Source organism: Corynebacterium sp. MSK071, assembly GCF_030232125.1.
Taxonomy (GTDB): Bacteria; Actinomycetota; Actinomycetes; order Mycobacteriales; family Mycobacteriaceae; genus Corynebacterium; species Corynebacterium kefirresidentii.
The window spans coordinates 23,394-47,292 of record NZ_JASPJA010000011.1; the positions used below are offsets into that span (position 1 = coordinate 23,394).

General features: G+C 58.5%; 20 protein-coding genes. 10 read left to right on the forward strand and 10 right to left on the reverse strand.

From position 1 onward, the window contains the following. Positions 1-11: 11 nt before the first annotated feature. From QP990_RS09595 to QP990_RS09605, 3 genes are all read right to left on the reverse strand, one after another. The gene (locus QP990_RS09595; RefSeq protein ID WP_152687310.1) at positions 12-533 is read right to left on the reverse strand and encodes a hypothetical protein; all 522 of its coding nucleotides are present in this window, start codon (positions 531-533) and stop codon (positions 12-14) included. Positions 534-903: 370 nt separating this feature from the next. Continuing rightward, positions 904-1,845, reverse strand: a complete 942-nt coding sequence (locus QP990_RS09600) for a rhodanese-related sulfurtransferase (protein WP_023020146.1) — start codon at positions 1,843-1,845, stop codon at positions 904-906. Positions 1,846-1,957: 112 nt separating this feature from the next. Continuing rightward, positions 1,958-3,454, reverse strand: coding sequence for a DUF1846 domain-containing protein (locus QP990_RS09605; protein ID WP_023020147.1), 1,497 nt, complete (start codon positions 3,452-3,454; stop codon positions 1,958-1,960). Positions 3,455-3,581: 127 nt separating this feature from the next. Between QP990_RS09605 and QP990_RS09610 the strand changes: the two genes are divergently transcribed. Together QP990_RS09610 and QP990_RS09615 are read left to right on the forward strand one after the other, a co-directional pair. Beyond that, positions 3,582-4,397, forward strand: coding sequence for an Fpg/Nei family DNA glycosylase (locus tag QP990_RS09610; RefSeq protein ID WP_023020148.1), 816 nt, complete (start codon positions 3,582-3,584; stop codon positions 4,395-4,397). 18 nt (positions 4,398-4,415) lie between these two features. Then, positions 4,416-5,993, forward strand: a complete 1,578-nt coding sequence (locus QP990_RS09615; RefSeq protein WP_023020149.1) for a bifunctional ADP-dependent NAD(P)H-hydrate dehydratase/NAD(P)H-hydrate epimerase — start codon at positions 4,416-4,418, stop codon at positions 5,991-5,993. Here QP990_RS09615 and QP990_RS09620 read toward each other — a convergent pair. After that, entirely contained in the window at positions 5,990-6,631 is a 642-nt protein-coding gene (locus QP990_RS09620) for an ABC transporter ATP-binding protein (RefSeq protein ID WP_023020150.1), read from the reverse strand. The two genes, QP990_RS09615 and QP990_RS09620, sit on opposite strands and share 4 nt — an antisense overlap. A gap of 1 nt (position 6,632) precedes the next feature. Then, positions 6,633-7,616, reverse strand: coding sequence for an ABC transporter permease (locus QP990_RS09625; protein ID WP_023020151.1), 984 nt, complete (start codon positions 7,614-7,616; stop codon positions 6,633-6,635). A 153-nt stretch (positions 7,617-7,769) separates the two neighbouring features. Here QP990_RS09625 and QP990_RS09630 point away from each other — a divergent pair, with 153 nt between their 5' ends. The 4 genes from QP990_RS09630 to QP990_RS09645 all read left to right on the forward strand — a co-directional run bounded on the left by QP990_RS09630 (position 7,770) and on the right by QP990_RS09645 (position 11,286). After that, positions 7,770-8,870, forward strand: coding sequence for a sensor histidine kinase (locus QP990_RS09630; protein WP_232212564.1), 1,101 nt, complete (start codon positions 7,770-7,772; stop codon positions 8,868-8,870). Continuing rightward, on the forward strand, positions 8,863-9,480 hold the full coding sequence (locus tag QP990_RS09635; RefSeq protein ID WP_284799082.1) for a response regulator transcription factor: 618 nt from the start codon (positions 8,863-8,865) through the stop codon (positions 9,478-9,480). The genes QP990_RS09630 and QP990_RS09635 overlap by 8 nt, the downstream gene beginning before the upstream one ends. Then, positions 9,480-10,454: an NAD(P)-binding domain-containing protein gene (locus tag QP990_RS09640; RefSeq protein WP_023020154.1), complete on the forward strand. Its 975-nt coding sequence runs from the start codon at positions 9,480-9,482 to the stop codon at positions 10,452-10,454. Before QP990_RS09635 ends, QP990_RS09640 begins: the two co-directional genes overlap by 1 nt. 82 nt (positions 10,455-10,536) lie before the next feature. Beyond that, positions 10,537-11,286 (forward strand): DUF364 domain-containing protein, encoded by a 750-nt coding sequence (locus tag QP990_RS09645; protein ID WP_023020155.1) that lies wholly within the window; start codon positions 10,537-10,539, stop codon positions 11,284-11,286. Here QP990_RS09645 and QP990_RS09650 read toward each other — a convergent pair. Continuing rightward, on the reverse strand, positions 11,283-11,873 hold the full coding sequence (locus tag QP990_RS09650) for a VanZ family protein (RefSeq protein ID WP_232212565.1): 591 nt from the start codon (positions 11,871-11,873) through the stop codon (positions 11,283-11,285). The genes QP990_RS09645 and QP990_RS09650 overlap by 4 nt on opposite strands. Before the next feature lie 78 nt (positions 11,874-11,951). Here QP990_RS09650 and QP990_RS09655 point away from each other — a divergent pair, with 78 nt between their 5' ends. Further along, positions 11,952-12,926 carry an MDR family oxidoreductase gene (locus QP990_RS09655; RefSeq protein ID WP_034655607.1) on the forward strand — a complete coding sequence of 325 codons (975 nt, stop codon included), beginning with the start codon at positions 11,952-11,954 and terminating at the stop codon, positions 12,924-12,926. Positions 12,927-12,989: 63 nt separating this feature from the next. Here the strand turns inward: QP990_RS09655 and QP990_RS09660 are convergent, their stop codons facing one another. Continuing rightward, a complete protein-coding gene (locus QP990_RS09660; RefSeq protein WP_023020158.1) occupies positions 12,990-13,460 on the reverse strand; it encodes a MarR family winged helix-turn-helix transcriptional regulator in 471 nt (156 codons plus the stop codon). A 332-nt stretch (positions 13,461-13,792) separates the two neighbouring features. On the opposite strand from QP990_RS09660, the gene QP990_RS09665 reads away from it, so the two are divergent. Next, positions 13,793-14,434 (forward strand): hypothetical protein, encoded by a 642-nt coding sequence (locus QP990_RS09665; RefSeq protein ID WP_232212566.1) that lies wholly within the window; start codon positions 13,793-13,795, stop codon positions 14,432-14,434. Here QP990_RS09665 and leuS read toward each other — a convergent pair whose 3' ends face one another. Next, positions 14,435-17,281 (reverse strand): leucine--tRNA ligase, encoded by a 2,847-nt coding sequence (gene leuS / locus QP990_RS09670; protein ID WP_034656067.1) that lies wholly within the window; start codon positions 17,279-17,281, stop codon positions 14,435-14,437. It lies immediately after the preceding gene. A gap of 173 nt (positions 17,282-17,454) precedes the next feature. On the opposite strand from leuS, the gene QP990_RS09675 reads away from it, so the two are divergent. Further along, complete coding sequence (locus tag QP990_RS09675; protein ID WP_023020161.1) at positions 17,455-20,028, forward strand: hypothetical protein; 2,574 nt, start codon at positions 17,455-17,457, stop codon at positions 20,026-20,028. Between the two features lie 10 nt (positions 20,029-20,038). Beyond that, complete coding sequence (locus QP990_RS09680; protein WP_023020162.1) at positions 20,039-20,671, forward strand: MOSC domain-containing protein; 633 nt, start codon at positions 20,039-20,041, stop codon at positions 20,669-20,671. Between the two features lie 168 nt (positions 20,672-20,839). Here the strand turns inward: QP990_RS09680 and QP990_RS09685 are convergent, their stop codons facing one another. Next, on the reverse strand, positions 20,840-22,051 hold the full coding sequence (locus QP990_RS09685) for an MFS transporter (RefSeq protein WP_023020163.1): 1,212 nt from the start codon (positions 22,049-22,051) through the stop codon (positions 20,840-20,842). Positions 22,052-22,379: 328 nt separating this feature from the next. Then, a complete protein-coding gene (locus tag QP990_RS09690) occupies positions 22,380-23,855 on the reverse strand; it encodes an NAD-dependent succinate-semialdehyde dehydrogenase (protein ID WP_023020164.1) in 1,476 nt (491 codons plus the stop codon). Between the last annotated feature and the right edge of the window lie 44 nt (positions 23,856-23,899).

The window sequence follows — 23,899 nt, forward strand, 5'->3', positions numbered from 1 at the left end:
CTTTGCTTCTCTTATCCCGAAATCGTAGGGTTCCACTGGCTAGGATGAACTGCAGTCACAAAAGCAAAATAGGTTCCTGCAGTAGAAAGACAGCCTCCCCTACGCGGATCGGCAGCATTTGGATAAACGCTCTTGCAAATATGAACCATGTCCTTATTTAGTTGAATATTGCAGCCCACACGCTCACCGGGATCCTGATGGGCTCCGTAGCACATGTCGTGCTTTGCGCATGCGCCAGAGAAATCAGCATTGTCGCCAGGAGCGGGGAACTGATCGGGAGAATTCGTACAATAGTCATTCAGATTTCCCTTTGAAGGGTCATACACATAACCCGGTGGGGGTTCAACCCCTGCTCGGTTGAACATTACAATGTGCTTATCAGCAAGAGCCTTTTGAGTCTCGGTAGATGTAGTTACAGGTTCCTCTTCAAATTCGGCATCGAGATCAAGATTCTGAGATGCTGCCCACTCATCCAATTGCTTAGCAACCTCGGGAGGCAATTCTTTTCCAACAGCATCATTAACCGCGTTCACCGTCTCATCAGTTTGTTCAGCCGCAACGGCGGACGGAACTGCAACAGAAATCGCACCTAGGGCAACGAGTGCAGCCGCGGCAACGCGCCCCCCTTCATCTTAAAATTGGGCATAAACTAAACTCCTCAAGTCAAATGTGAAAACCTTAGGCCCGCCTGCCACCGATGCGTACGATCTTTGCAGCGCAACGGCCAAAGCTGGACCTATAAAAATCAACATACTTGAAAATACTATGCAGCAAGTAAAATGGCAGTAAAATCTTATTAATACTTTGGTTAACACTCAGCCCACGCAAAGACGAAGCAAAGCATCTGCTGGGCGCTGCATCTAGCGATCTCGCGCCTGTTTTAAAGTACCTAGCAATTTCTAATCAAGCCTTGGAATCTTGGTCGACGAATTTTGCTGCTACCTCGGCGCAATCTGGCCGGCCGCAGTGTTGGGTTTCTACGTGCTGGATGCAGTCATCACATATAAGCACCTGCTGGCGGCAGGTATCTTCATTGATGCAATTGTGGAAGGTATTCGTGCCTTTGCCACAGTGCACGCAATGGCCCAGCTGGATAAAGCCTGGGTCCTGGAGTCCTTGGCCAAACTCATGGTGCATGCGCTTATCAAAGACGTACATTGAGCCTTCCCACAGGCCATCATTGCCGTACTTTTCGCCATAGCGCACGATGCCACCATCGATCTGGTAGACCTCTTTGAAACCACGATTCTTCATCAACGAAGACAGGATCTCGCAGCGAATACCGCCGGTGCAATAGGACACCACCGGCTTATCTTTCATCCAGTCGTACTTGCCGGACTCAATTTCTTCGATGAAGTCATGCGTGGTTTTCACATCGGGCACGACGGCATTTTTAAACTTGCCAATCTCTGCCTCCATGGCGTTGCGCCCATCAAAGAAGACGACTTCCTCGCCACGTTCTTCTACTAGTTTATTAACCTCTTCTGGCTTGAGGTGCACGCCGCCACCGACGACGCCGTTTTCATCCACCTTCAGCTCGCCCGGCGCGCCAAAGGCCACGATTTCATCGCGCACCTTGACCGAAAGGCGCGGGAAGTCATCCGCTCCGCCCTCGGACCACTTGAACTGCATGCGCTTAAAGCCTGGGTATTCCTTGGTCTGGCGGACGTAGCGCTTGCAGGCTTCCATATCGCCACCTACGGTGCCGTTGATGCCGTGCTCAGAGATGAGGATGCGGCCCTTGAGACCCAGGGACTCGCACAGGGTGCGCTGCCACAGCATGATTGCGGTGGGATCTTCGATGGGGGTAAAGCAGTAATACAGGAGAACTTTGCCAATAGTCACGCCCCAATCTTAGGCCCGCAGCTGGGTAGATCCCCAATCTTGTAGTTGTTCTTTATAAGACTGCGGCCCCTCCAGCACGGGCTGAAAGGGCCGACCCTCTACTACGCAGAACCTAGCGCTTCTGGTACAGCGCTTTCTTGCGGGCAAAGACGGGATCAGAGGTCACGAGCACGCCCAAATTGCGGAAGATTCCCTCATCCACCGAACCCAGGATGGTGGTGGTGTGAACGTCGCACCCGGCAAGCTCCTTGATCTGTTCCAGCGCCTTTCGGGCATTGTCATCCTTAGCTGCAGACACGGACAGGGCGATGAGCACCTCGTCGGTATGCAGGCGTGGATTCTTGGAACCCAGGTGCTTGGTCTTAAGCGTTTGAATCGGCTCGATGGATTCGGGCGAAAGCAGATGGATATCGTCATCGATGCCGGCCAGGTGCTTCAGGGCGTTGAGCAGCATCGCGGCCGAGCAGCCCAGCAGAGGCGCGGTACGGCCGGTGATCATGGTGCCGTCGTGCAGCTGCATAGCAGAGGCAGGCTCGCCGGTTTCTTCCGCACGTTGGCGCGCGGGCGCCACCACGGGGCGATCTTCTACCTTGATGCCGGCCTTAGCCATGATGACCGCGGCACGCTCAGATTGTTCGGTACCCAAGCCAGCGCGGGCCTCTTCCACCTGAGCCTTAAAGTAGCGGCGGATGATTTCTTGCTGGGCGGCGGCGCGGCACACGGCGTCATCAGTAATGCAGAACCCAGCCATGTTCACGCCCATGTCCGTGGGAGACTCATACGGGGTGGTGCCGGTGAGCTTTTCCAACAAGGTGCGCAGCAGCGGGAATGCTTCCACATCACGGTTATAGTTCACGGTGGATTCACCGTGGGCGGACAGATGGAAGTGGTCAATAATATTGGAATCGTTGAGGTCCACCGTGGCGGCCTCATAGGCCAAGTTCACGGGGTGTTCAAGGGGGAGATTCCAGATAGGGAAAGTTTCAAACTTAGCGTAGCCAGCATTATTGCCGCGCTGGTGCTCGTGGTAAACCTGCGAGAGCGCAGTGGCCAGCTTGCCGGAGCCAGGGCCCGGCGCGGTGACAACGACAAGATCGCGGGAGGTTTCCGCAAACTCATTGCGGCCAAAACCCTCTTCGGACACGATTAGGTCCGTATTGGTGGGGTACCCAGGGATAACGCGGTGTCGGGCCACCTTGAGGCCAAGGCGCTCTGCCTTTTCGATGAAGGCCTCGGCTTGGGAGTTTCCCTCCTCCAGCTGGGTCATGACGATGTTTTCCACCAAGAATCCGCGGCTGCGGAATACATCTACAAGGCGCAGCAGGTCATCTTCGTAGAGGATGCCTAGGTCGGCGCGCACCTTCTGGCGGGAGATGTCCTTGGCATTGATGCAAATGAGGATTTCTACGTCCTCTTTGATGCGCTCCAGCATCGCGATTTTATTGTCCGGGGTGAAACCCGGCAGCACGCGGGAGGCATGCATATCGTCAAAAAGTTTGCCGCCCATCTCCAAATAGAGTTTGCCGCCGATTTCCTCGCGGCGGGCGTGAATGTGCTTTGACTGCAGCTCGATATATTTCTCGCGGTCAAAGCCGATTTTGTGCGTCATGATTTGAAAGCCTTCCCCTGAGTTAAATCATTCCGCATTTCGAGTTTACGCTATTGTCACCTCCCAAATAAGTGGGCTGGTTAGCGGCAGGTTTGGCCGAAAATTCTTCCCGATTAGACTGGCTTCTATGCCTGAAGGTCACGTCATCCACCGCCTAGCCAATAAATTCAACGCGGATTATCGCGGCATGCCGCTGCGCGTGACCAGCCCGCAGGGGCGCTTCGCGGCGGAGGCAGAGATTCTCGATGGCGAGCGCATCGAGCTGGCCGAGACCTACGGTAAGCATCTTTTTGTACACCTCACCGCTCCGGATCCGCGCCATATCCTCTATATTCACTTAGGGCTCATCGGCAAGCTGCGCTTCGAGCCCCGCGAGGAGACCGGCGGACAGATTCGGGTGCGCATTGATAATGGCACCGAGGCCGCCAACCTGCGCGGACCACAGTTTTGCCGCTTGCTTACAGAAGAGGAGTACCGCGCACAACTGGCCAAGGTAGGCCAGGATCCGCTGCGCCCAGACGCCGATGTGGAGGCCTTATGGGCCAAGGTGCACAAATCGCGGCGCAGCATTGGCTCGCTCATGATGGACCAGCATCTCTATGCCGGCGTGGGCAATATCTACCGTGCAGAAACCCTCTTTCGCCATGGCCTCTCCCCTTTCCTGCCTGGCCGCGACGTTTCCCGTGAAACCTTTGACGCCACGTGGACCGACCTAGTGGATCTGATGGAGTACGGGGTGGAACACGGCCGCATCGATACGGTACGGCCCGAGCATTCTCCCGAAGCCATGGGGCGCGAACCGCGTAAAGACGACCATGGCGGGGAGGTATACGTCTACCGCCGCGCCGGTTTGCCCTGCTATGTGTGCGGCACCCCAGTGACGGAAAAGGTCATGGAGGGACGCAACCTATTCTGGTGTCCGACCTGCCAGCCGGCTCCTTAAAGGCCTATTCTGGCGGGCATGCGATATGCCTATAGCGTTGCTGCCGTCCGTGCGGCGGAGCATTCCCTTCTAGCCCAGCAAAACGTTGACGATGAGCTCATGCGCTTGGCCGCGCGCGGCGTAGCAGCCACGGCCGCAGCCATGCTCGGCCCTGGGCGGCGAGTGAGTATCCTCGTCGGCCCAGGCGGCAATGGCGGCGATGGCCTCTACGCTGGCGCTTTCCTGGCGGAAGATGGTTATTCAGTCGAGGCCATCCTCGCGGCGGATAGCGCCCACGAACCCGCACTGCAGGCGTTTACCGCGGCCGGCGGGGCCATTGTGCACAGTCTGGAGGATGCCGATCTGCTTATCGACGCCGTCGCCGGCCTCTCCTCCACCCGCGGCCTTTCCGGTGCCCCGCTCAGCGCCTATGCCGAAGCCAAAAAGCGTGGAGTTCCAGTATTAGCGGTGGATATTCCCTCCGGAATTAACGCCGATACCGGTGTGGCTGCGACCGATGCGGTGGAAGCGGACGTGACCATTAGCTTTGGCTGGGCCCGCGCCGGACACGTCTGTGCCCCAGAATGCGGCGCGGTGGTGCTCTGCGATCTCCTCTTGCCAGGCGCGCCGCGCTCTTTTGCAGAAGAGCTGTCTGCCACCGCAGAACCGGTGGGCCATATCGCCAATGAACCCACCATCCCCTTGCCCTATCAGTGGCCAACCGAGCCGGTACTCACGGGTGACCAAGGCCTGGTTACCGCCCCAAAGCCGGTGGGCTGCACGGGGCCAATTCTGGATCCGACGCCGGGGGCAAAAAGCACCAAGTACACCGGTGGGGTTACCGCGGTATGCGCTGGCAGCACTACCTTTCCCGGCGCGGGCATACTCGCCGCCACGGGCGCGGTGCGGGCCACCCCCTCCATGGTCCGCGTCGTAGGAAATGACTCTGTGGTCGCAAGCCTGCCGGAGGTAGTGCCCCATGCAAGCGCCGAAGAAAAGGTCCATGCTCAAGCCTGGGTAGTAGGCCCAGGGCGAGGCACCGGGCCGAAAGCGGAAGCGGAATTGCGAAGCGTGTTAGCACGCAAGCTTCCTACAGTTATCGATGCGGATGCGCTCACGGTGCTCGCAACAAATGAGGATCTGCGCGAACTTGTGCGCGATCATCCTTGCACGGTTCTTACCCCGCATGCCGGGGAATTTGAGCGGCTCTATACGGCTACGCTTGGCCGCGCACTCGATCTTTCGGAGGGCTTAGGCGTACGCCTACAGGAGCTTGCCGCGTCGCTCGACTGCTTTATCCTGCACAAAGGCCGGATCACCACGGTCACGGCTCCCGGGCAGGAAATTTATGGCATGAACGCGGGGCACTCCTATGCAGCTACCGCCGGATCCGGTGACGTGCTTTCTGGCATCCTCGGCGCCACGCTAGCCCAGCTGAATTTTGCTGAGGTAGATGCGAAGGGGATCATTGCGGAGATTTTGCACGCCGCAGCCATACACCAACACGCTGCCGCTATTGCCGCCCATACCCCAGACGGCTTTGGGATTTGCTCTGCCTCCCAGATTGCCGCGGCGGTGCCCCAAGCAATCGCACGGTTGCTAGTGATGCGACGCTAGCTGAGCGCGGAAACCTTCTCCTGCTCAGAAACGTGGCCGTCTTTGACCTCGACCACGCGGTCAGCGAAGGTCAGCAGGGAGCGGTCGTGGGTCACCAGCACGGTAGCGGTCTTCATCTCCTGGGTGACATCGCGCAAAAGGCGGATGATCTCCTGGGAAAGGTGAGAATCGAGCGCAGAGGTAGGCTCATCCGCCAGCAGCAGGTCTGGCTGCTCCATGAGCGCACGAGCGATATTGACGCGCTGGCGCTGGCCGCCAGACATCTGGCCCATGCGGCGGTTTCCCATACCTGCCAGGCCCACAAAGTCCAATAGCTCATCGGCACGCTGTGGGCGCAGCTTGCGGCCAGCGATGTGATCCATAATCAATAGTTGGTCGCGCACATTGAGCGAGGACAGCAAGTTGGCCTGCTGAAAGATGATGGACCGGGTGCCATCTACCTGTACGAAACCAGAATCCGGGGTAATAAGCCCAGCGGCTACGGATAACAGAGTGGACTTGCCGGAGCCAGACTCGCCCACGATGGCGGTCAGGCTATTGGATTCGGCCTTGAGGGAGGCGTCGGCAAGCGCAGTAGTGGTTGTCTCGCCGTCCTGGTAGGTCACGGTGGCATTGCGAATATCAAGAATGGTGGACATGTTAAGCGTTTCCTCCAAGTGCATCGAGTGGGTTGGCTTTAGCTACGCGGCGGGTAGCGACGAGGGCGCCGGCCATACCGAGGACCCAAATACCAACCGCAGGAACGGCAATGCTGCGCAAAGAGACATCGAAAGGAACGGTGCCGGAGGCGAGCGCGCCGAGCGCCCACCCAACGACAGCGCCCAGGATGGTGCCGGCAGCCAAGATGATGGCGGCTTGTGCCAGGGCATCGCGCAGCAGGTAGCGCACGGTGGCGCCCAGCGCGCGCAAAATGGACAGCTCTCGGGTGCGCTGAATGGTCCATACGGTCAAGAAAGCGACGGTGACTAGCGCGGAGATGCCGTACAAGAAGCCCTGCATGGTAAGCAGCGAGCCGCGTTCAGACTGATAGCCCGCCAGACCGGTGAAGGACTTAGAAACCTTGACGGAGCCGGGAACCTCATGCTTATACAGTGCGGCGGTGCTCACCACGCCCTTCGGGGCGTGGCTAATCTGCTGCCAAGACTCGGTGGAAGCCCATACCACCGCAGAGTGGGAGTACATGGTCTCCGGAACAGTGCCCTCCACCGAGAAATCGGTGCCGCCTAGGGTGACGGTTTCGGCCGCATCGATGGAATCTGGCAGGAGCACGCCCTGCTCTGGGATGGTCTTATCGGTGCCCGGAACCTGGGTGCCGGCTGGCAAGCTGAGGACGGCAACGCCGCCGTGACCCTCCAGCTTGGTCTGCGCCGCGCCGAGGGGAATACCGTCGCTGGCGATATCGCCGGCATGCATCGCGGACTCGCTGAAGGAGGGGTCCTCGGTAGAGAAGGAAATATACGGGTACTCCTTTTCCAGGGACTCCAAAGCGGAAGTATTTTGCTTGGAAAGGCCCTCCGTTAGGCCGGAGAGCATCACCAGCAAAAGGGTGATGAGCGCAACCGTGCCGCCGATAAGCGCGAAGCGGCCGCGCGCTGTGGTGATTTCTCTGATTGCTAGGAACATACTTCTATATTCGCTTTATGCAGGTCAGAAGTAATCGGCCAGCTCGCTGAACCTCTAGTCAACCAAGTGGTTGATTCACTGTCCACCCTTGCGCGGATATCCTGGGTGGTTGTGTTTAAAGGACAGAAATTATGGGTCTATGGTTTGCACGCCATGTTCGCGTTTCTGCTGGTCTTCGGCGTAGCGCGTGCCTACGTGGACGGCCGGCTCGATGCCCGCGTTATTGGCCTAGCCATCGCACTCGCCGTGGTGTATGCCGCACAACGCTGGTTGCCCACGTGGCTTTGGCTGGGTGGACTTTGCCTCCTCTGGCTGGGCTTGATGGTCCATGCGCAGGATTTCATGTGGCTGGAATTCCCGCTTATTTTTGTCTTTCTGCGCGCCTTGCCCACCGTTCCTGGGTTGGTATCCATCGCCATATTGTGGGCGGCTGCCGCTTTCATCCCCGCCTGGCTACATCCTGAGGGCTGGTCCATCGCTGCGGCGGTAGGACCGCTTATCGGTACCGCCTTTGCGGCCACGGTCTTTTTCATCCAGCGGCGACTGCAGGCGGAGGCGGCGCACCACAGGGACATCGCTAGGCAGCTGCGCGAAACCCAGGCCGAGCTAGCCGCAAGCGAGCACCAAGCCGGCCGGCTGGAGGAGCGCGAGCGGCTCTCTCGCGAGATTCATGACACCGTCGCACAAGGTCTTAGTTCTATTCTGCTGCTCTCCCGTGCGGCCCGCGGCACCACTGATCCAGCAACCAAAGAAGAACAGCTGGAAATTATCGAGGAAGTCGCCAGCGAGAATCTCGCCGAGGCCCGCCGCTTTGTCCGAGAGCTCGCCGGCCCCGATGAGCGGCTGGAAACCCAGCTCAATTCCCTGCTATCCCAAATGCGCAGCCGCGTGAAAGCCTTGGGCGAAGATACCACCTTTGAACTGGTGGTCTCCGGCAGCGGCAAGGTGCCTGCCCAAATCAAAAAGGTCATTGTGCGGGCCGCGCAGGAGGGTCTCAATAACGTCATCAAACACGCCCACGCCTCGCGCGCGGTGGTCACGCTCGGACTTTTCGAAGATGCTGTCACCCTGGACGTTGTTGATAATGGAGGCGGCGTAACCGCCTCCCCTAGCAGGGATAATAAGGATCATGGCTTCGGGCTTACCGGCCTGCGCGACCGCGTGGAGAGCGTGGGCGGCACTATGAACCTAGAATCGGGCGAAGGCACCGCCCTGGCCGCCCGTATCCCGCTGAAGGAGCGAAGCAATGGTTAATGTCATGCTGATTGATGATCACCCAGTGGTCCGCGCCGGCCTGCGCGCCATCCTCAATACCTTCTCCGATGTCGAGGTAGTAATGGAGGGCTCCACCGGCGCGGATGTGGATAAGCTTTTTACTGCAGATGCCCCGCAGGTAGACGCTGTAGTCTGCGATATCCAGATGCCCGACGTGGATGGCATCGCAGCCACCAAGCGCGTAGTAGACGCCGGCGGCCCGCCCGTGCTCATCTTGACCACCTATGACACGCAGGCCGATATCCTCGCCGCCGTGGAAGCCGGCGCGATGGGCTACCTGCTCAAGGACTCCCCCGAGCAGGCGTTGCACGAAGCCGTGCTCAATACCGCCGCGCACCGCCGCACCCTAGCGCCGGAGGTTGTGGATCTCCTCGCCCAGCGTGTGGGCCGACCGCAAGAATCACTGTCCACCCGCGAGCTGGAAATCTTGCGGGCGTTATCTAGCGGTTCCTCTAATAAGGAGCTAGCCAAGCAGCTGTTCATTTCCGAGGCCACGGTCAAGACCCACCTCATCGATATTTTCCAAAAGTTGGGCGTGGAAACCCGCACCGCCGCGGTGACCGTGGCACGAGAGAGAAAGCTCATTTGATGCTGGACTGCATAGTCATTGGTGCCGGCCAGGCAGGCCTCGCGGTGGGTTATTACCTGCGCAAGAAGGGCCTAGATTTTGTCCTTCTGGATGCAGAATCCGGTCCTGGCGCAGCCTGGCGCCATACCTGGCCCTCCCTGACGCTTTTTAGCAATGCGGCCTCTTCCAACCTGCCAGGATGGCCCATGCCCCACTACGAGGGCTTTCCACCGGCCAGCCATGTTATTGATTATTTTGCACGCTATGAGCAGCGTTATGAACTGCCCATTCGTCGGCCAGTCACAGTGGATGAGGTGACCCATGACGGCGCGTACTTCCACGTTTATGCGGGGGAAGAGAAACTCACCTCGCGCACGGTCGTAGCGGCAACGGGAACGTGGTCCGCACCTTTTATTCCCTACTACCCCGGCAACTTTGGCGGAAGGCAATGGCATTCCGCCTTCTATCCAGGCCCCGCGGACTTTGCCGAATCTACCGTGGCGGTCGTGGGCGCGGCCAATTCCGGTGCCCAAATCGCGGCCGAGCTCCTACTCTCCGGCGTAGAGACAACCTGGTACACCCGCAGCTCCCCGCGGTGGATGCCCGATGATGTTGATGGTCGAGTCCTGTTTCAGCGCAATCGCGCCCGCCTCAACGCAATGCTGCGCGGCGAACCAGACCCCGGCGCGGATTCGAACCTGGGCGATATCGTGATGGTCCCACCTGTCTTGCGGGCGCGGGATTCCGGGCTCTTGCAGGCCACTCCAATGTTTTCATCCCTCGATGAGGTCAACACAGACCACCTCATCTGGTGTACCGGCTTCCGGCCTGCTCTCCGGCCCATCCGCAGGCTCCTTGCGGGCACCTCCCCCACCGTCGACGGTCTCTTCCTCGTAGGCTACGGCACCTGGACCGGCCCCGGCTCCGCCACCATTACTGGGGTAAGCCCCTTTGCTAAACAGACTGCACAAGCCGTTGCGAATATATGTGACTAAAGCTATAGGGTGCTCCCCACCTATTCGACTAAACTGCCTCCTCACAAGCAGTGCCAAACGATAAGGAAAAGCTGGTTTATTCATGTCCGCCTGGGATCTCTACGATGACCTCATCGATGCCATTCCCCGTGACATAGTGGTCTCCCGCGCCGCCCAAAACCCGCGGTGGACCCGCGTTTACACCGAAAGTCCTAGCTGCGGCGTGGCCATGACCATGTCAGCTACCTCCCGCCCCGCCCAGATGAGCGCCGAATACTCCGGCGTTCCCTTGCGCGCCATCGCACAACTGGCCAAGAGTTGGAATTTCTCAGAGGCATCCTTCGGCATGGCTGCGCTCAATTCCTATTACTCCACACCTTCCGTGGCCGATGAACATGGCTTTGCGCTTGCCGATGCCCCCTGGCCCCACATCTTCGATCCCTTCCGCGAAGCCGTCGCGGGTAAGAAGGTCGCCGTCATTGGCCACTTCCCTTTTGCGCCTAAGGCGCTCAACCAGGCGGCGGATTTTTATATGCTAGAGCGTTCACTCAATGAGGGCGACTACCCCGATTCCGCCGCCGAGTACATACTGCCCGAGTGCGATTATGTCTTCATTACCGGCTCCGCCTTTGTGAATAAGACCGCGCCCCGCTTGCTCGAGCTCTCCCGCGAGTCCATCAATGTAATCTTGGGGCCCTCAACGCCTCTGGCCCCTATTCTCCTTCAGGACTACGGGGTATCACAGGTAACCGGCATAGTTCCCACCGACGCCGCCGGTATGTTTGAGTGCCTCGAAGAGGGAGATTCCCTCGATATGTTTAATTTCGGGCACCGCGTCAGCCTGGGTACTTAGACAATTACTCCGGCCACAATCGCAGCGGCGAGGGCACCCAAGCCCAATGCGGCCATCCAGCCGATAGCGCGGACGGCTCGCAGCTGCGCCTGTGCGCTCTTGCGGCTAACTAGGAACGCGCCCAAGGACGCTCCAAGGGTATTGAAAACCACATCGTCGACATCGCTAAAGCCCAGTGAGAATACATATTGGGTAGTTTCGATGCCCAAGCTGAGCGCCATCGCTAGAAGGATGGTTCCGCCACGGCCAAAGCGGACGTGGCGCGAATTTTGCCCCATCACTACCAAGCACGCGCCAAGTGGGAAAAAGAGCGCTATATTGCCCAAGGTATTGGTCCACGGCCCCCACCACGGATGAGGGTTATTAAAGCCGTTGAACATTTGCAGATCCAGGCTGCGGCGGGCATGTGCAGAGGCATCGAGCACGCCGGGAATATCAATAAACGGCTTGCCCACTGTAGCTACGGCAATAGCCACCACAACGACCACGCAGGCAACGCCAGCACTGCGCCACAACGTGCGCTTGGAAGGCGCGCCTTGCGCCCTTACCTGGTGCGAAGTGCGGGTGGATCCAGTGGTCGTCGTCATAATGCCCAAGTTAACAAGCCTGTCTGAAAAATTCCCGGGAGATTCGCTGTCGAATCCCTGCATCACATTTAACGTACGATGGTGAGCATGAGCACGCTACTAGTAACTCGCAACGAAGACAAAACCGTCACGACCTCCTTTGAAGAGGGAGAGTTCCTCAGCGAGGGTGACCTTACCGTTGATGTTTCTTATTCTTCCCTGAATTACAAGGACGCCATGGCAATCGCGGGCGACCGCGGTGTGATGCGCACCAGCCCCTTGGTTCCAGGCATCGACGTGGTCGGCACCGTTGCCGAGTCCAGCGTAGAGCGTCTACCGGTGGGTACCTTGGTCGCCTCCTTCGGTGATGGCCTTGGCGAGTTCCGCCACGGCGGCTACACCCCGAAGCAGCGCGTTAACTCCCAGGCCACCGTCGCGCTCCCCGCAGACTTCACCGCAGAACAGGCAGCCGCTGTCGGCACCGCGGGTTATACCGCTGCACTGTGCGTCAACTCTTTGCGCGGGCTTCCCGATGGCCCCGTTTTGGTCACCGGCGCAACTGGCGGTGTCGGCTCCATCGCCGTGAACCTCCTGTCCAATGCCGGGTACGAGGTCCACGCCATGACCGGCCGTCCAGATGACTATTCCCAGTATCTTCACGAGCTCGGTGCCCACACCATTGTGGACCGCGCCGAGTTCGCCGAGGCCGGAAAACCCTTGCAGAAGGCTACCTATGCCGGTGCTGTCGATACCTCCGGTTCCCATGTCTTGGCCAATGTATTGGCTCGCACGGTTTGGGGCGGTACCGTCGCCTCCACCGGTATGGCCGCCGGCCCGGATCTTCCCACCACCGTGCTGCCATTCATTCTGCGCAATGTGCACTTGGCAGGCGTCAATTCCGTAGACGCCCCACTGCACTACCGCCAGAACGCTTGGCAGCTCTTGGCCCGCAAGCTAGACCGTTCCATTCTTGAGTCCCTGACCACAACGATTCCACTTTCGGACGTGGTCGAGGAATCCAAGTCTCTTCTAGAGGGCACCCACCACGGACGCACCGTCCTCAAGATTTCCTAGGCCGCGCCCTAGGTAAAATTCCCCGGCACCCGCCGTCATGGCGGGTGCCTTTTGCATACGCGGTTAGGCTTCAGAAGCGAACTCTCCAGCGCCCTGCTCATCAATCCCACGCAACAACTTCCGAGAAATTTCCCCCAAAGTTTGTAGGTCTTCGTCACTAAGGGTGCTCACCACGATTTCATCAACTGCGGCGGTGTGGCGCGCTATTGCCGCACCGAAGGCGGCACTTCCCTTTTCCGTCACAGTGACTTCAATGGCTCGAGGCCCAAGTTCCGGTGCTTCCCGCCTGGAGACTAATTTTCGTGATTCCATGCGCACCAGCTGTCGATGCAGGCGCGATTTTTCCCATCGTAGTTCCGTCCCCAATTCGTGCGGACGGGTATGAATTTTGCGGCGGCGATGCAACACCGCCAAGACCGCATAGTCCGCTTCGCTTAGACTAGAGTCTCTCTGCAACTGTGCAGAAAGTCGCGCATGCAGCACCTCTTGCATAGTGACAAAATCTCCCCATGCCGCACTCTGCTCCACACGCATGGCTATCCTCCTTCGATTGCCGTTATTTAACAGCTTAAACAGCGCAGTTGATCTAGCAACCCATTAGGCGATCGGGAGTTGATACAACAACTCCTACTACGTTAATACGGCGGGCGTATAGCATGTCAACAATTTAATGCCCCTACATCTTTAGGGCCAAAGTCATAATTGCTTTGCTTTTGGAACACTATTGGCCGGGTTATCCAAATATTTAATCCGTTATGTTATTGCCGCAAAAATTAAATAGTTAAACAAAAAGTCTTAGTAGCGATCCGTCCGCTGGAACAAACGGCGTCTCGGGAGAAGCGACCGAAGTGTTTAAAATGGCGAGCATGGATAAGCTATTTAGCACATGTGGTTTTGATCTAATGGATATAGAAGAGCTCATCGCAGAGCTACCCACAAGCCGCGAAATATGGGATGCACCTGGATTTGATCGAGTCCTTTTTCACGCAGATCCGTCCGATATGGCGGTCACCGCGATGGAGTACGAAGGGGAGTGGGCCGCAGTTCCTTCGTATCGGGGAGGGGAACAGGCCCTAGGAACGATTTATCGCGCAACGCCCTATATCGGCATTGTGGAGACGGGGGATTTACGGTTCGCAGCACTGGCGGATGCACCCTTTGCCCTGCCAGCGGGAAACCCCGTCGGAGGCGAAAAGCTAGAGGGACAGGTCCAGCCGGCGGTTGTGGCCTTGCGGTACGAGGTGGGGGAGCCGGAGGAATTTTCTTTGAATTCTCCTGCTACCGAGCGCTTTTATCGGAACTTAAAGCCCAGCATGCTCAACCCGCAGGTAGAGGTGGCGGGAACCATCGGGCACATCGCCAAGCACAGCAATGAGCTGGGCATGGGGGAGTTTTGGGTATGCGACCTCGACGGCCTGCCGCTCATTGTGAACGAGAAACTGGAGGTCGGCCAGGGAATCCGGGCACACGGCATAGCGCTGTGCGCCACGGAGTTTTGGGAGGAGTGACTACTTGACGACGAGGTTGACCATGCGGCCCGGCACGTAGATCTTCTTCACTACGTTCTTTCCACTAGTCAGTTCGGCGATCTTGGCATCGGCCAGAACAACCTCGAAGACCGCCTCCTGGTCCGCATCGGCAGCCACGTTGATGCGGGCTTTGACCTTGCCGTTGATCTGTACGGGCACCTCGATTTCATCATCTACCAGGTACTTTTCCTCAAAGGTGGGGAAGGGCTGATAGGTAATGGTCTCGTCGTGGCCAAAGCGCTGCCACAGTTCTTCCGCGATATGCGGGGCGATGGGGGAGACCAACTGGGCGATTGGTTCGACGGCGGCGCGCGGTGCCTCGGTGCGATAGGTTTTGGTCAGGTAGTTGACGTACTCGATGAGCTTGGCCACCACGGTATTGAGCCGCAGGTTCTCATAATCATCGCGCACGCCTGCGATGGTGCGGTGCAGCTGCTTGAGATCACCCTCGCTCAAATTGGCGTCGGTAGTGGCCAGCTCTCCGGTGTCCTCATTGACGGCAAGGCGCCACAGGCGCTGCAGGAAGCGCTGGGAGCCGACGACGTCCTTGGTAGCCCACGGGCGGGAGGTGTCCAACGGTCCCATGGACATTTCGTACACACGCAGGGTATCGGCACCAAAGTCGCGGCAGATATCGTCCGGAGCTACAGCATTCTTCAGGGACTTGCCCATCTTGCCGTATTCCTGGTTGACCTCTTCTCCGTTGTAGTAGAACTTGCCGTCCTTTTCTTCTACCTCAGCAGCTGGCACGTACACGCCGCGGGAATCGGTGTAGGCATAGGCCTGGATATATCCCTGGTTGTACAGGCGACGGTAGGGCTCTTGAGAGCTGACAAATCCCAGGTCAAAGAGCACCTTATGCCAGAAGCGGGAGTAAAGCAGGTGCAGTACGGCATGCTCGACACCGCCGACATAGAGGTCGACACCGCCCGGATCCTGTGGGCCATGCTGGTCCGGTCGCGGGCCCGTCCAATAACGCTCGTTTTCAATATCGCAGAATGCCTCATCGTTGCGGGGATCGATGTAGCGCAGTTGGTACCAGGAAGAACCTGCCCACTGCGGCATTACGTTGGTATCGCGGAAGTAGGTCTGCGGGCCGTCACCCAAGTCAAGTTCTACCTCGACCCAGTCGCGCACCTTAGCTAGCGGGGGTTGTGGTTCGGAATCCTTATCCTCTGGATCAAAAGAAACCGGCTTATAATCTTCTACCTCTGGAAGCTCCACTGGCAGCATGGATTCTGGCAGGGCGTGGGCAAAGCCATCCTTGTCATAGACGATGGGGAAGGGTTCGCCCCAGTAGCGCTGGCGGGCGAAGAGCCAATCCCGCAGCTTATACTGCACCTTTTCCCGGCCAGAGCCGTCCTTTTCCAGCCATTCAATGGCCTTGGCAATAGCCTCGGCCTTATTCAGGCCGTTGAGATCTAGGCCCTTGTCATTGGCAGAATTAACCAGGGCACCGTCCTCGGTCCAGGCTTCTTCGTCCACGTTGCCGCCAGAAACAACCTCCGTAACGGGCAGGCCGAAGGTCTTGGCAAACTCGTAGTCACGGGTATCGTGCGCTGGAACTGCCATGATGGCGCCGGTGCCGTAGCCGGTCAGCACGTAGTCCGCGATAAAGATCGGGACCTTTTTCCCAGAGACCGGGTTGGTGGCATAGGTGCCAAGGAAGACGCCGGTCTTTTCCTTGTTTTCCTGCCGCTCTAGATCAGATTTGGCGGCAATATCGGTGCGGTAGGACTCCACGGCCTCCTTGGGATCATCGTGACCGTAGGTCCAACGCTCGTCTACGTCATCGTCATAAGGGATGGGGGAGAGGAGGGCGTCGACAAGCTCATGCTCTGGGGCCAGCACCACGTACTCGGCGCCGAAGAGCGTATCCGGGCGGGTGGTAAAGACCTCGATCTCGTAGCCCTCAGCGGGGAAGGAAACCTCCGCGCCGCGGGAACGCCCAATCCAATTGCGCTGCATAGACTTGACCTTCTCCGGCCAATCCAAAAGCTCTAGATCATCGAGCAGACGATCGGAATAGGCGGTAATGCGCATCATCCACTGGGACAAATTCTTGCGAAATACGGGGAAGTTGCCGCGCTCGGACTTGCCCTCTGCGGTGACCTCCTCGTTTGCCAGCACGGTACCCAAGCCTGGGCACCAGTTCACCGTGGAATTAGACAGGTAAACTAGGCGGAATTCATCAATTGCTGCGGCCTTTTCCTCTTCGGTGAGGTCCTCGTAATAGCGGCCGTCCTTAGTGGTGCGCTTATTGGCTTCTAGTTCTTTGATGAGCTCCGCAATGGGGCGAGCCTTTTGCTGCTCCTCATCGAACCAGGAGTTATAAATCTGCAGGAAAATCCACTGCGTCCACTTGAAAAACTCCGGATCCGTAGATTCTACGGAGCGGCGCGGATCGTGGCCGAGTCCCAACATGCCCAACTGGCGGCGCATGTTTTCAATATTCGCCTCGGTGGTGGTGCGCGGGTGGGTACCGGTCTGGATGGCGTACTGCTCGGCCGGCAGGCCGAAGGCATCGTAGCCCAAAGTGTGCAGCACGTTCTTGCCCAGCATGCGGTTATAGCGAGCATAGGTATCGGTAGCGATATAGCCCAGCGGGTGTCCCACGTGCAGGCCCGCACCGGAGGGGTAGGGGAACATATCCTGCACATTGAGCTTTTCCTTAGGCAGCTCGCCCGCATCGGTGGCGAGCTCGCCTACCGGGTTCGGGGCGTTGAAAGTGCCATTGTCTTTCCAGTACTGCTGCCAGGTCTTCTCGATCTGGTTCGCCAGCTCCGGGGTATAGCGGTACGAGGTGGAATCGCTCTGGGTATTCATAATCACACAGTGTAATAGCCGCGTGCCGGTGCGGTGTAGTTCGCTGCGCATTCCGCGACCTGCTGGGCACGCGCTCCCAAATTCTCCGCTGGACTCACCCCCGGCTTTCGGGTCATTTCCCCCGCTCGCAGCCAAAATGCAGATCTGCATGAAAATGATCTAGGCTGGGGTAAATGAGCCAGGAGAAGTTTCGCAGCCAGCTTTCATCTTTTGCAGACGCAGCGGTATTTCAGGGGATTCCGCACCTGCGCCTCTCCCCAGCCACCCACACTTTGGAGCTGTACCTACCAGCCTTAACCGCAGGTTATGAGCCAGAGGATCCCCAGTGGACCGTGTCCGCTCAGCTGCTCAATGACAGCGAGGACACTCGTAAGTTCTACTACGTGGAGGGCGAGGAGCCCGGGCTGTGGATCAGCATGCCCCACCCCTTTAGCCACCTGAGCGTCTCCTTTGAGGAGCACACCTTGGAATTCGCTGGTGTGGCCAATGGCGGCTTAGTGCTGGATTCCACCCATCGGCCGCTCGATACCACCGCAGCGATACCTAAGGGCTCATATACCTTCATCGCCCCTGCTGGCACGGAATTCACCAAGGCTAAGGCCGGCGAGGCTCGCTCACACGGCGCCTGGGAAGGTTGGTCCATCTTCCCACTAGAGGTGAGCCAGTCCTTCACGGTGGAAGCACCGCAACAAGAGCCCGCCACCATCAAGGTGTCTGGCAGCCCTGACTTTGCCTGGGATATGGCCGTCAAGTCGCTGCCCAATGCCCACGGGCTGGATGGCGAGCTGGTCTATACCCAGTCACCTCGCGTCATCGCGAACACTGAGCTCAGCATGGAATTGACCTATGTCCCCATCGGTGGGGAAGAAGAGGCCGTGCTGGAGGATGAGCTACCGGAGGGCATCCACGAGGTGCTCCCGGCAGATGCCTTCGAAGATCCCTGGGTAGGTCGTTACCGCTTTAGCTTGTACAAGGATGAGGAACTGGTGGATATCCAGTACCTTAACTTCGCGGAAACACTGCATATGCGCGCCAAAAACGAGGGCCCGCGCGGCACTAACTTCCGCTTCATCGACGCCCTGGGCAATCTTTCACCGTTTAGCTATGCCTTGGCTTCTGCGCCGAGCAAGCCCATCCAGATGGAAAAAGGCCAGCGCGTCTTTGGTGAGGACGAGAGCGTGCGCGAGGAGACCATCGGCAGCGAAGCCGGCTATGAGCTGACCTTCCAGGTGGAACCGGCGACGATTCGTACCCGGGTCAAGCGCACCGCGGCCGAACCAGTCGATTACCTCGATAAACAAGTCATCCTGGCAGATCAGCTCGATGCCGATGCCCTCTTTACCATCCACTCGCCGGAGCCATTACCGCTGGCAAAATTCGTGGTCATTGATAAAAACCAAAAGATCAGGGACCTCGTCACCGCCAATGGCTCTACGGAGGCGGCTACCAGCCTATCCGTGCCGAATCGCGCGCTGAAATCTGCACTGACGAAAAAGACCTCGCTGGAGCTTTATCTCTTGTGGTCCACGCTCTCCTATGAGGAGTATCTCGAGGGCCTGCCGGAAAAGGAGCGCGCAGCGCACCAAAAGCGCAGCTTTGACCGGCGCGTTATGGAATATGAAGCCACGGCGGCCAGCGACCTCATCTATGCCGCCATCGCCACCGTGCGCAAAGCTCCGTTGATCTCCCGCGCCACCATCGAGGATGGCATCCTCGTCCCCGAGCAGCCACACGAGGAAGAGGTGGAGCTGCTGGCATGGGCTTGGCCACTGGGCAATCCCGCAGGCGAGCCGATGCCACTGGACCCCACCGAGGAAGGCTTCGAGCTGCCCGAGGAGCTGCTGGATGCCGGCCACCTCATCGTGGATTTCCGGGAGGACGAACCGGCCAGCGACTTGGCCGCGCCGCAGTACCCGCCGGCGAGCGCGCTTATCATCTTCCAGGACGGTGAAACCGCAAACACCGAAGGGTTGTGGCCCACCTACGCGGCTATGCGCCGCCTAGCGCCCAAGGCCAAGGAAACTTTCGAGGCGATCATCAAGGAGATTGAGGCCGATCCGCGTGCCAGCATGGATGCCCTCATGGCGGCGGATTTTGAGCCGGGCCAGCGCATGCGCGCCTTTGTCCGCACCGGCTTGGTCTCCCGCAATTTCCGCCGCGAGGAGCCGGCCGAAAAGCCTTCCTCACTGCTGGCCGCGCTTGCCGACGCCGCCCATGACTACATCGAAGCCCACGGCTCCGCCGCGCTCGCGCGCGTGCCGTCCACCGGCGTCGACGATGTCACCCGCCCAATGCTGCTGATGAGCGCCACAGGTGAGGCGCCCACACCATCGACGGCCAACGATCAGCTCTGCGACGATGCTCACCGAATCGCTGCACTGCGCGAATGCTTTGCCAACGACCTCGCGCTCACCCGCCTGGGCACCATCTCCAACCTGCGCAGCACCGCCCTGCAGCTGCGGGTAACGCTGCAGCAGCTAGGTGTGGATAAGTCCGTACTGCACACCTTGCTCGCGCTCGATGCCTTTGGTGATGGCAATTCGGAGCTCGGCGATTCCGCCTGGATGCCGTTTATCTCCTACGTCTTTGCCATCACGGCGCGCGGCGTGGCCAATGGCAAGCTGGCTGATCCCGCTTTCGCCGCCGCGCTTGACGGCGCCCTCCCGCAGCTAGCCGAGGCCGTCTCCCTCGCTCCGCAGCTGTTTTACCGCGATATTCTCACCGCGGAGGCGCTCACGCTCAGCTAGTGTGGCAGGCATGCAGGTCATTTCCACCAATGTCGCCGTCCGCCGGCCAGACCCGAGCGGGCGGCACGAGTTTTCGGGCATCGATAAGCAGCCGCAATCCTTCATCGATGTGGCTGCGCCCGGCCCCCATTATGGCGACGGTTCCGGCGTGCGCGGCGATATAATTGGTGATACCCAACATCATGGCGGCAATGATAAAGCCATCTACGCCTACGCCCGCGAAGAGTTGGACTACTGGCAATCCGAGCTTTCCCGCCCGCTGGCGTCTGGCTGCTTTGGTGAAAACCTCACCACCCAAGGCGTCGATCTGTCCGCTCTACTCATTAACCAACGCCTAAGAATCGGCACCGCTGTACTTGAGGTATCCGTTCCCCGCCAACCCTGTTCCACCTTTGCCGGCTGGCTAGGGGAGCGCGGGTGGCTCAAGCGTTGGACCGCCCGTGGCGATTGCGGTACTTATCTGCGCATTATTTCTCCCGGCCGCATCCAACCCGGCGACTGCATCACAATGGATGCGCCACCCAACCATGACATCACTATGCGCATCGCCTTTGCCGCCAAAATGGGCAACCGTACCCTTGCCCAGCGCGTAATCGAGGCTGGCTGCTTGCCCCCTCACCAGAACAACAGTCTGCGCGCCTAGCCCTACACCCTGGACTCTTATTCGGCGAGTTTTCCGTTCCTGCGCTGCGCGCGACCCCCAGCCTCCGGACCCTCAAACTACAACCGCACGGTCTACCTAAAGCGAAAGCACACCAACCTCGGTGGCTGGTGTGCTTTTAATGCTTCAGGCTAACAGGGGAGTGCCGTGTTACTTACCTTCGTCGAAGTGTAGATGGTGCCCCTTGGCCTTGGGGAAGCGACCGTGCACAAAGAAGTAGTAGATGGCTGCGATGACTACGAGGGCCGCAAGGATGAGGTACATGGTGTCAAAGCCGGTTGCCCCAACAATGGGGCCTAGGCCGAACGGAGCCAGGCCAATGCCTAGGTCCATCAGGAGGAACATGGTGGAGATGCCCGCGCCCATCTGTGCGGCGGGTACCGAGCGCACAGAGATAGCCTGGCAGGCGGGGCTGAGGGTACCGAAACCTAGGCCGGTGCAGGCTCCTGCAACCACCAGCATGACGTCGTTGGTGGGGAAGCCCATGAGGAGCAGGGCGATAACAAAGGCTGCCAGGCCGAGGTACATCACGGCGTTATCGCCCTTGTGGTCTTGGATGCGGCCCAAAACAAAGCGCATGATAAGCATGGTTACTGCGTAACCAATAAAGAACAGACCTGCACCGGTAACAAGGTCTTCCTTGCGCGCATAAGCGTTGAGATAGGTGACCACACCGGAGTAGGCGATTCCGACCAGCAACATAAACAGACCGATGGGAACCACGTTGGGGTGCACTGCATTGCGCAGCGTAAAGGCCGGCTTCTCGGCAGAAACCTCAGCTGGGTAGCGCAGCACCAAGGCCAGGACCAAAGACACGACATTAGCGCCTAGCGCTACAGCAAAGAGCGTGTTGTAGCCAATGTTATTAGCCAAGAAGAGGCCGAGTGCTGGGCCGAAGGCCGTTGCCAAGGTAGTACCGAGGGCGAAGTAGCCAGTACCCTCCGCGCGGCGCTCGTGCGGAATGACGGACTGTGCCACTGCCATAAGCGCGGTGGAGGTCAAAGCATAACCCGTGCCGTGCAGGAAACGGACGATAATAAGAACGGCGACGTTCTGTGCAAAAAAATACGCCACAGCAACGACTGTGACGAAGACTAGGGAGGTCAGGGCGGCCTTCTTGTGGCCTACGCGGTCCACGAGCCAGCCGGAGAATACGCGCATGCACGTCGCACCGAGAACAAAGGCGCTGGAGGCAAAACCACCCACGGTATCCGATGCCCCGAAGCTCTCTACCGCGTAGAGGGCCATGGTGGTCACGGACAGGTAGAAGACCAAAAACTGACAGAAATTAGCCACCCACGCGAGAACGAACGTGGGCGTAATCAGCTGCGGCTTAGCCGCTGCAGATTCAGTAGACGTCATATACTCACTCCAAATAACAAAAAGAAAATTCCCTCTCCACGAGCAGGCCATGAGGCCACACTGCGCGGGCGAAGGAGATACGAATTAAATTATACGGAGAGGAACTATACGCCCCGCAAGCTTCAATGGTTAATCAAAAAACCCTCTTGGTCTTGTTCGGCCTCACTTTTTGCCGCCCAATGCAAACAATATTGACGGTTTGAGCAGGATAAATGCTTTAGGTCGGGGAGGCAGACTCATTTTCAATGAATGTTTACATTATTAGGCCGCAGCCGGGCCCCGAAAGGGAGCCCGGCTGGCCTGTGTGTCTTTTCAGACGCTTGCGTTTCTAAACATTGGCATAAGGGTCACGGATGCCCAGGTATTGAACTGAGGTATATTCCTCAATACCTTCGGCGCCACCTTCGCGGCCCAAACCGGATTGCTTGACGCCGCCGAATGGGGCAGCGGCGTTGGAGATGACGCCGGCATTGAATCCCATCAGGCCAAATTCGAGACCATCGGCCACGCGCCACAGGCGGTCTGAGTTTTCCGTAAAAATATAGGACGCAAGACCATATTCCGTCTCGTTTGCTAACTCTAGGGCTTCCGCCTCCTCGCTGAAGGTAAAGATAGGTGCAACTGGGCCGAAAATTTCCTCCTGGGCCACGCGGGTTTCACGTGAAACATTGCTCAAGATCGTGGGGGCATAAAAGTAACCCTCACCTTCGCCACGCTTGCCACCGGTAACAACGGTGGCACCCTTTTCCACTGCGTCATCCACTAAGGCGGCAATATTGTCGAGCGCCTTGGCCTCAATGAGGGGACCGCAGGTAACGCCTTCGTCCAGGCCATTGCCCACGACGAGTTTGTTAAACTCCGCCGCCAACTTCTGCGTAAACTCTTCCGCCACGGACTCGTGCACTATGAAACGGTTGGCCGCAGTGCAGGCCTCACCAATATTGCGCATCTTCGCACCCATGGCCCCTGCTACGGCCTGATCGATATCCGCATCCTCAAAGACGATGAACGGAGCATTGCCGCCCAGCTCCATGGAGGTGCGCAGCACATTATCCGCGGCACCCTTCAGTAGAGTCTTGCCCACTGGGGTGGAGCCGGTGAAGGAAAGCTTGCGCAGGCGATCGTCGGCAAGCAAAGGCTCCGAAATGGCTGAGGCAGAGCTTCCGGAAACCACATTGAGCACACCCTTGGGCAGGCCGGCATCGAGCATGGTTTGCGCAAAGTACTGCGTAGTCAGTGGGGTGAGCTTGGCCGGTTTCAGAACCATGGTGCAGCCTGCCGCAACAGCAGGCGCAACCTTGCGCGTGGCCATCGCGAGGGGAAAGTTCCATGGGGTAATTAGCAGGCATGGCCCGACCGGCTTGCGGCGTGTGACCATACGCAAAGTGCCCTCCGGAACGGGGGAATAGCGGCCATAATCGCGCGTTGCCTCTTCGCTAAACCAGCGCAGGTACTCAGCACCATAGGTGACCTCACCTTGAGACTCGGCAAAAGGCTTTCCCATTTCAAGTGTCATCAGCGTCGCGAACTCATCGGCGCGCTCGTGTACCAGCTCGAAGGCCCGGCGGAGGATATTCGCCCGCTCGCGCGGAGTGGTTCGTGCCCACTCATCTTGCACCGCACAAGCAGCATCTAGAGCGGCTACCGCATCAGCGGAATTAGCAGAATCGAGCGTAGCAATGGTCTCTCCGGTGGCGGGATTTTCCACCGTGAAAGTCTCGCCGGAAGATGCCTTTCGCCACTCGCCTCCAATCAAAAGTTGGGTAGGAACCTTTGCCACTACCTCATTAGGACTCATAGTCATTTACATCACCTTTCTTCCCTTTGTTAATGCACCCAACAGTACCC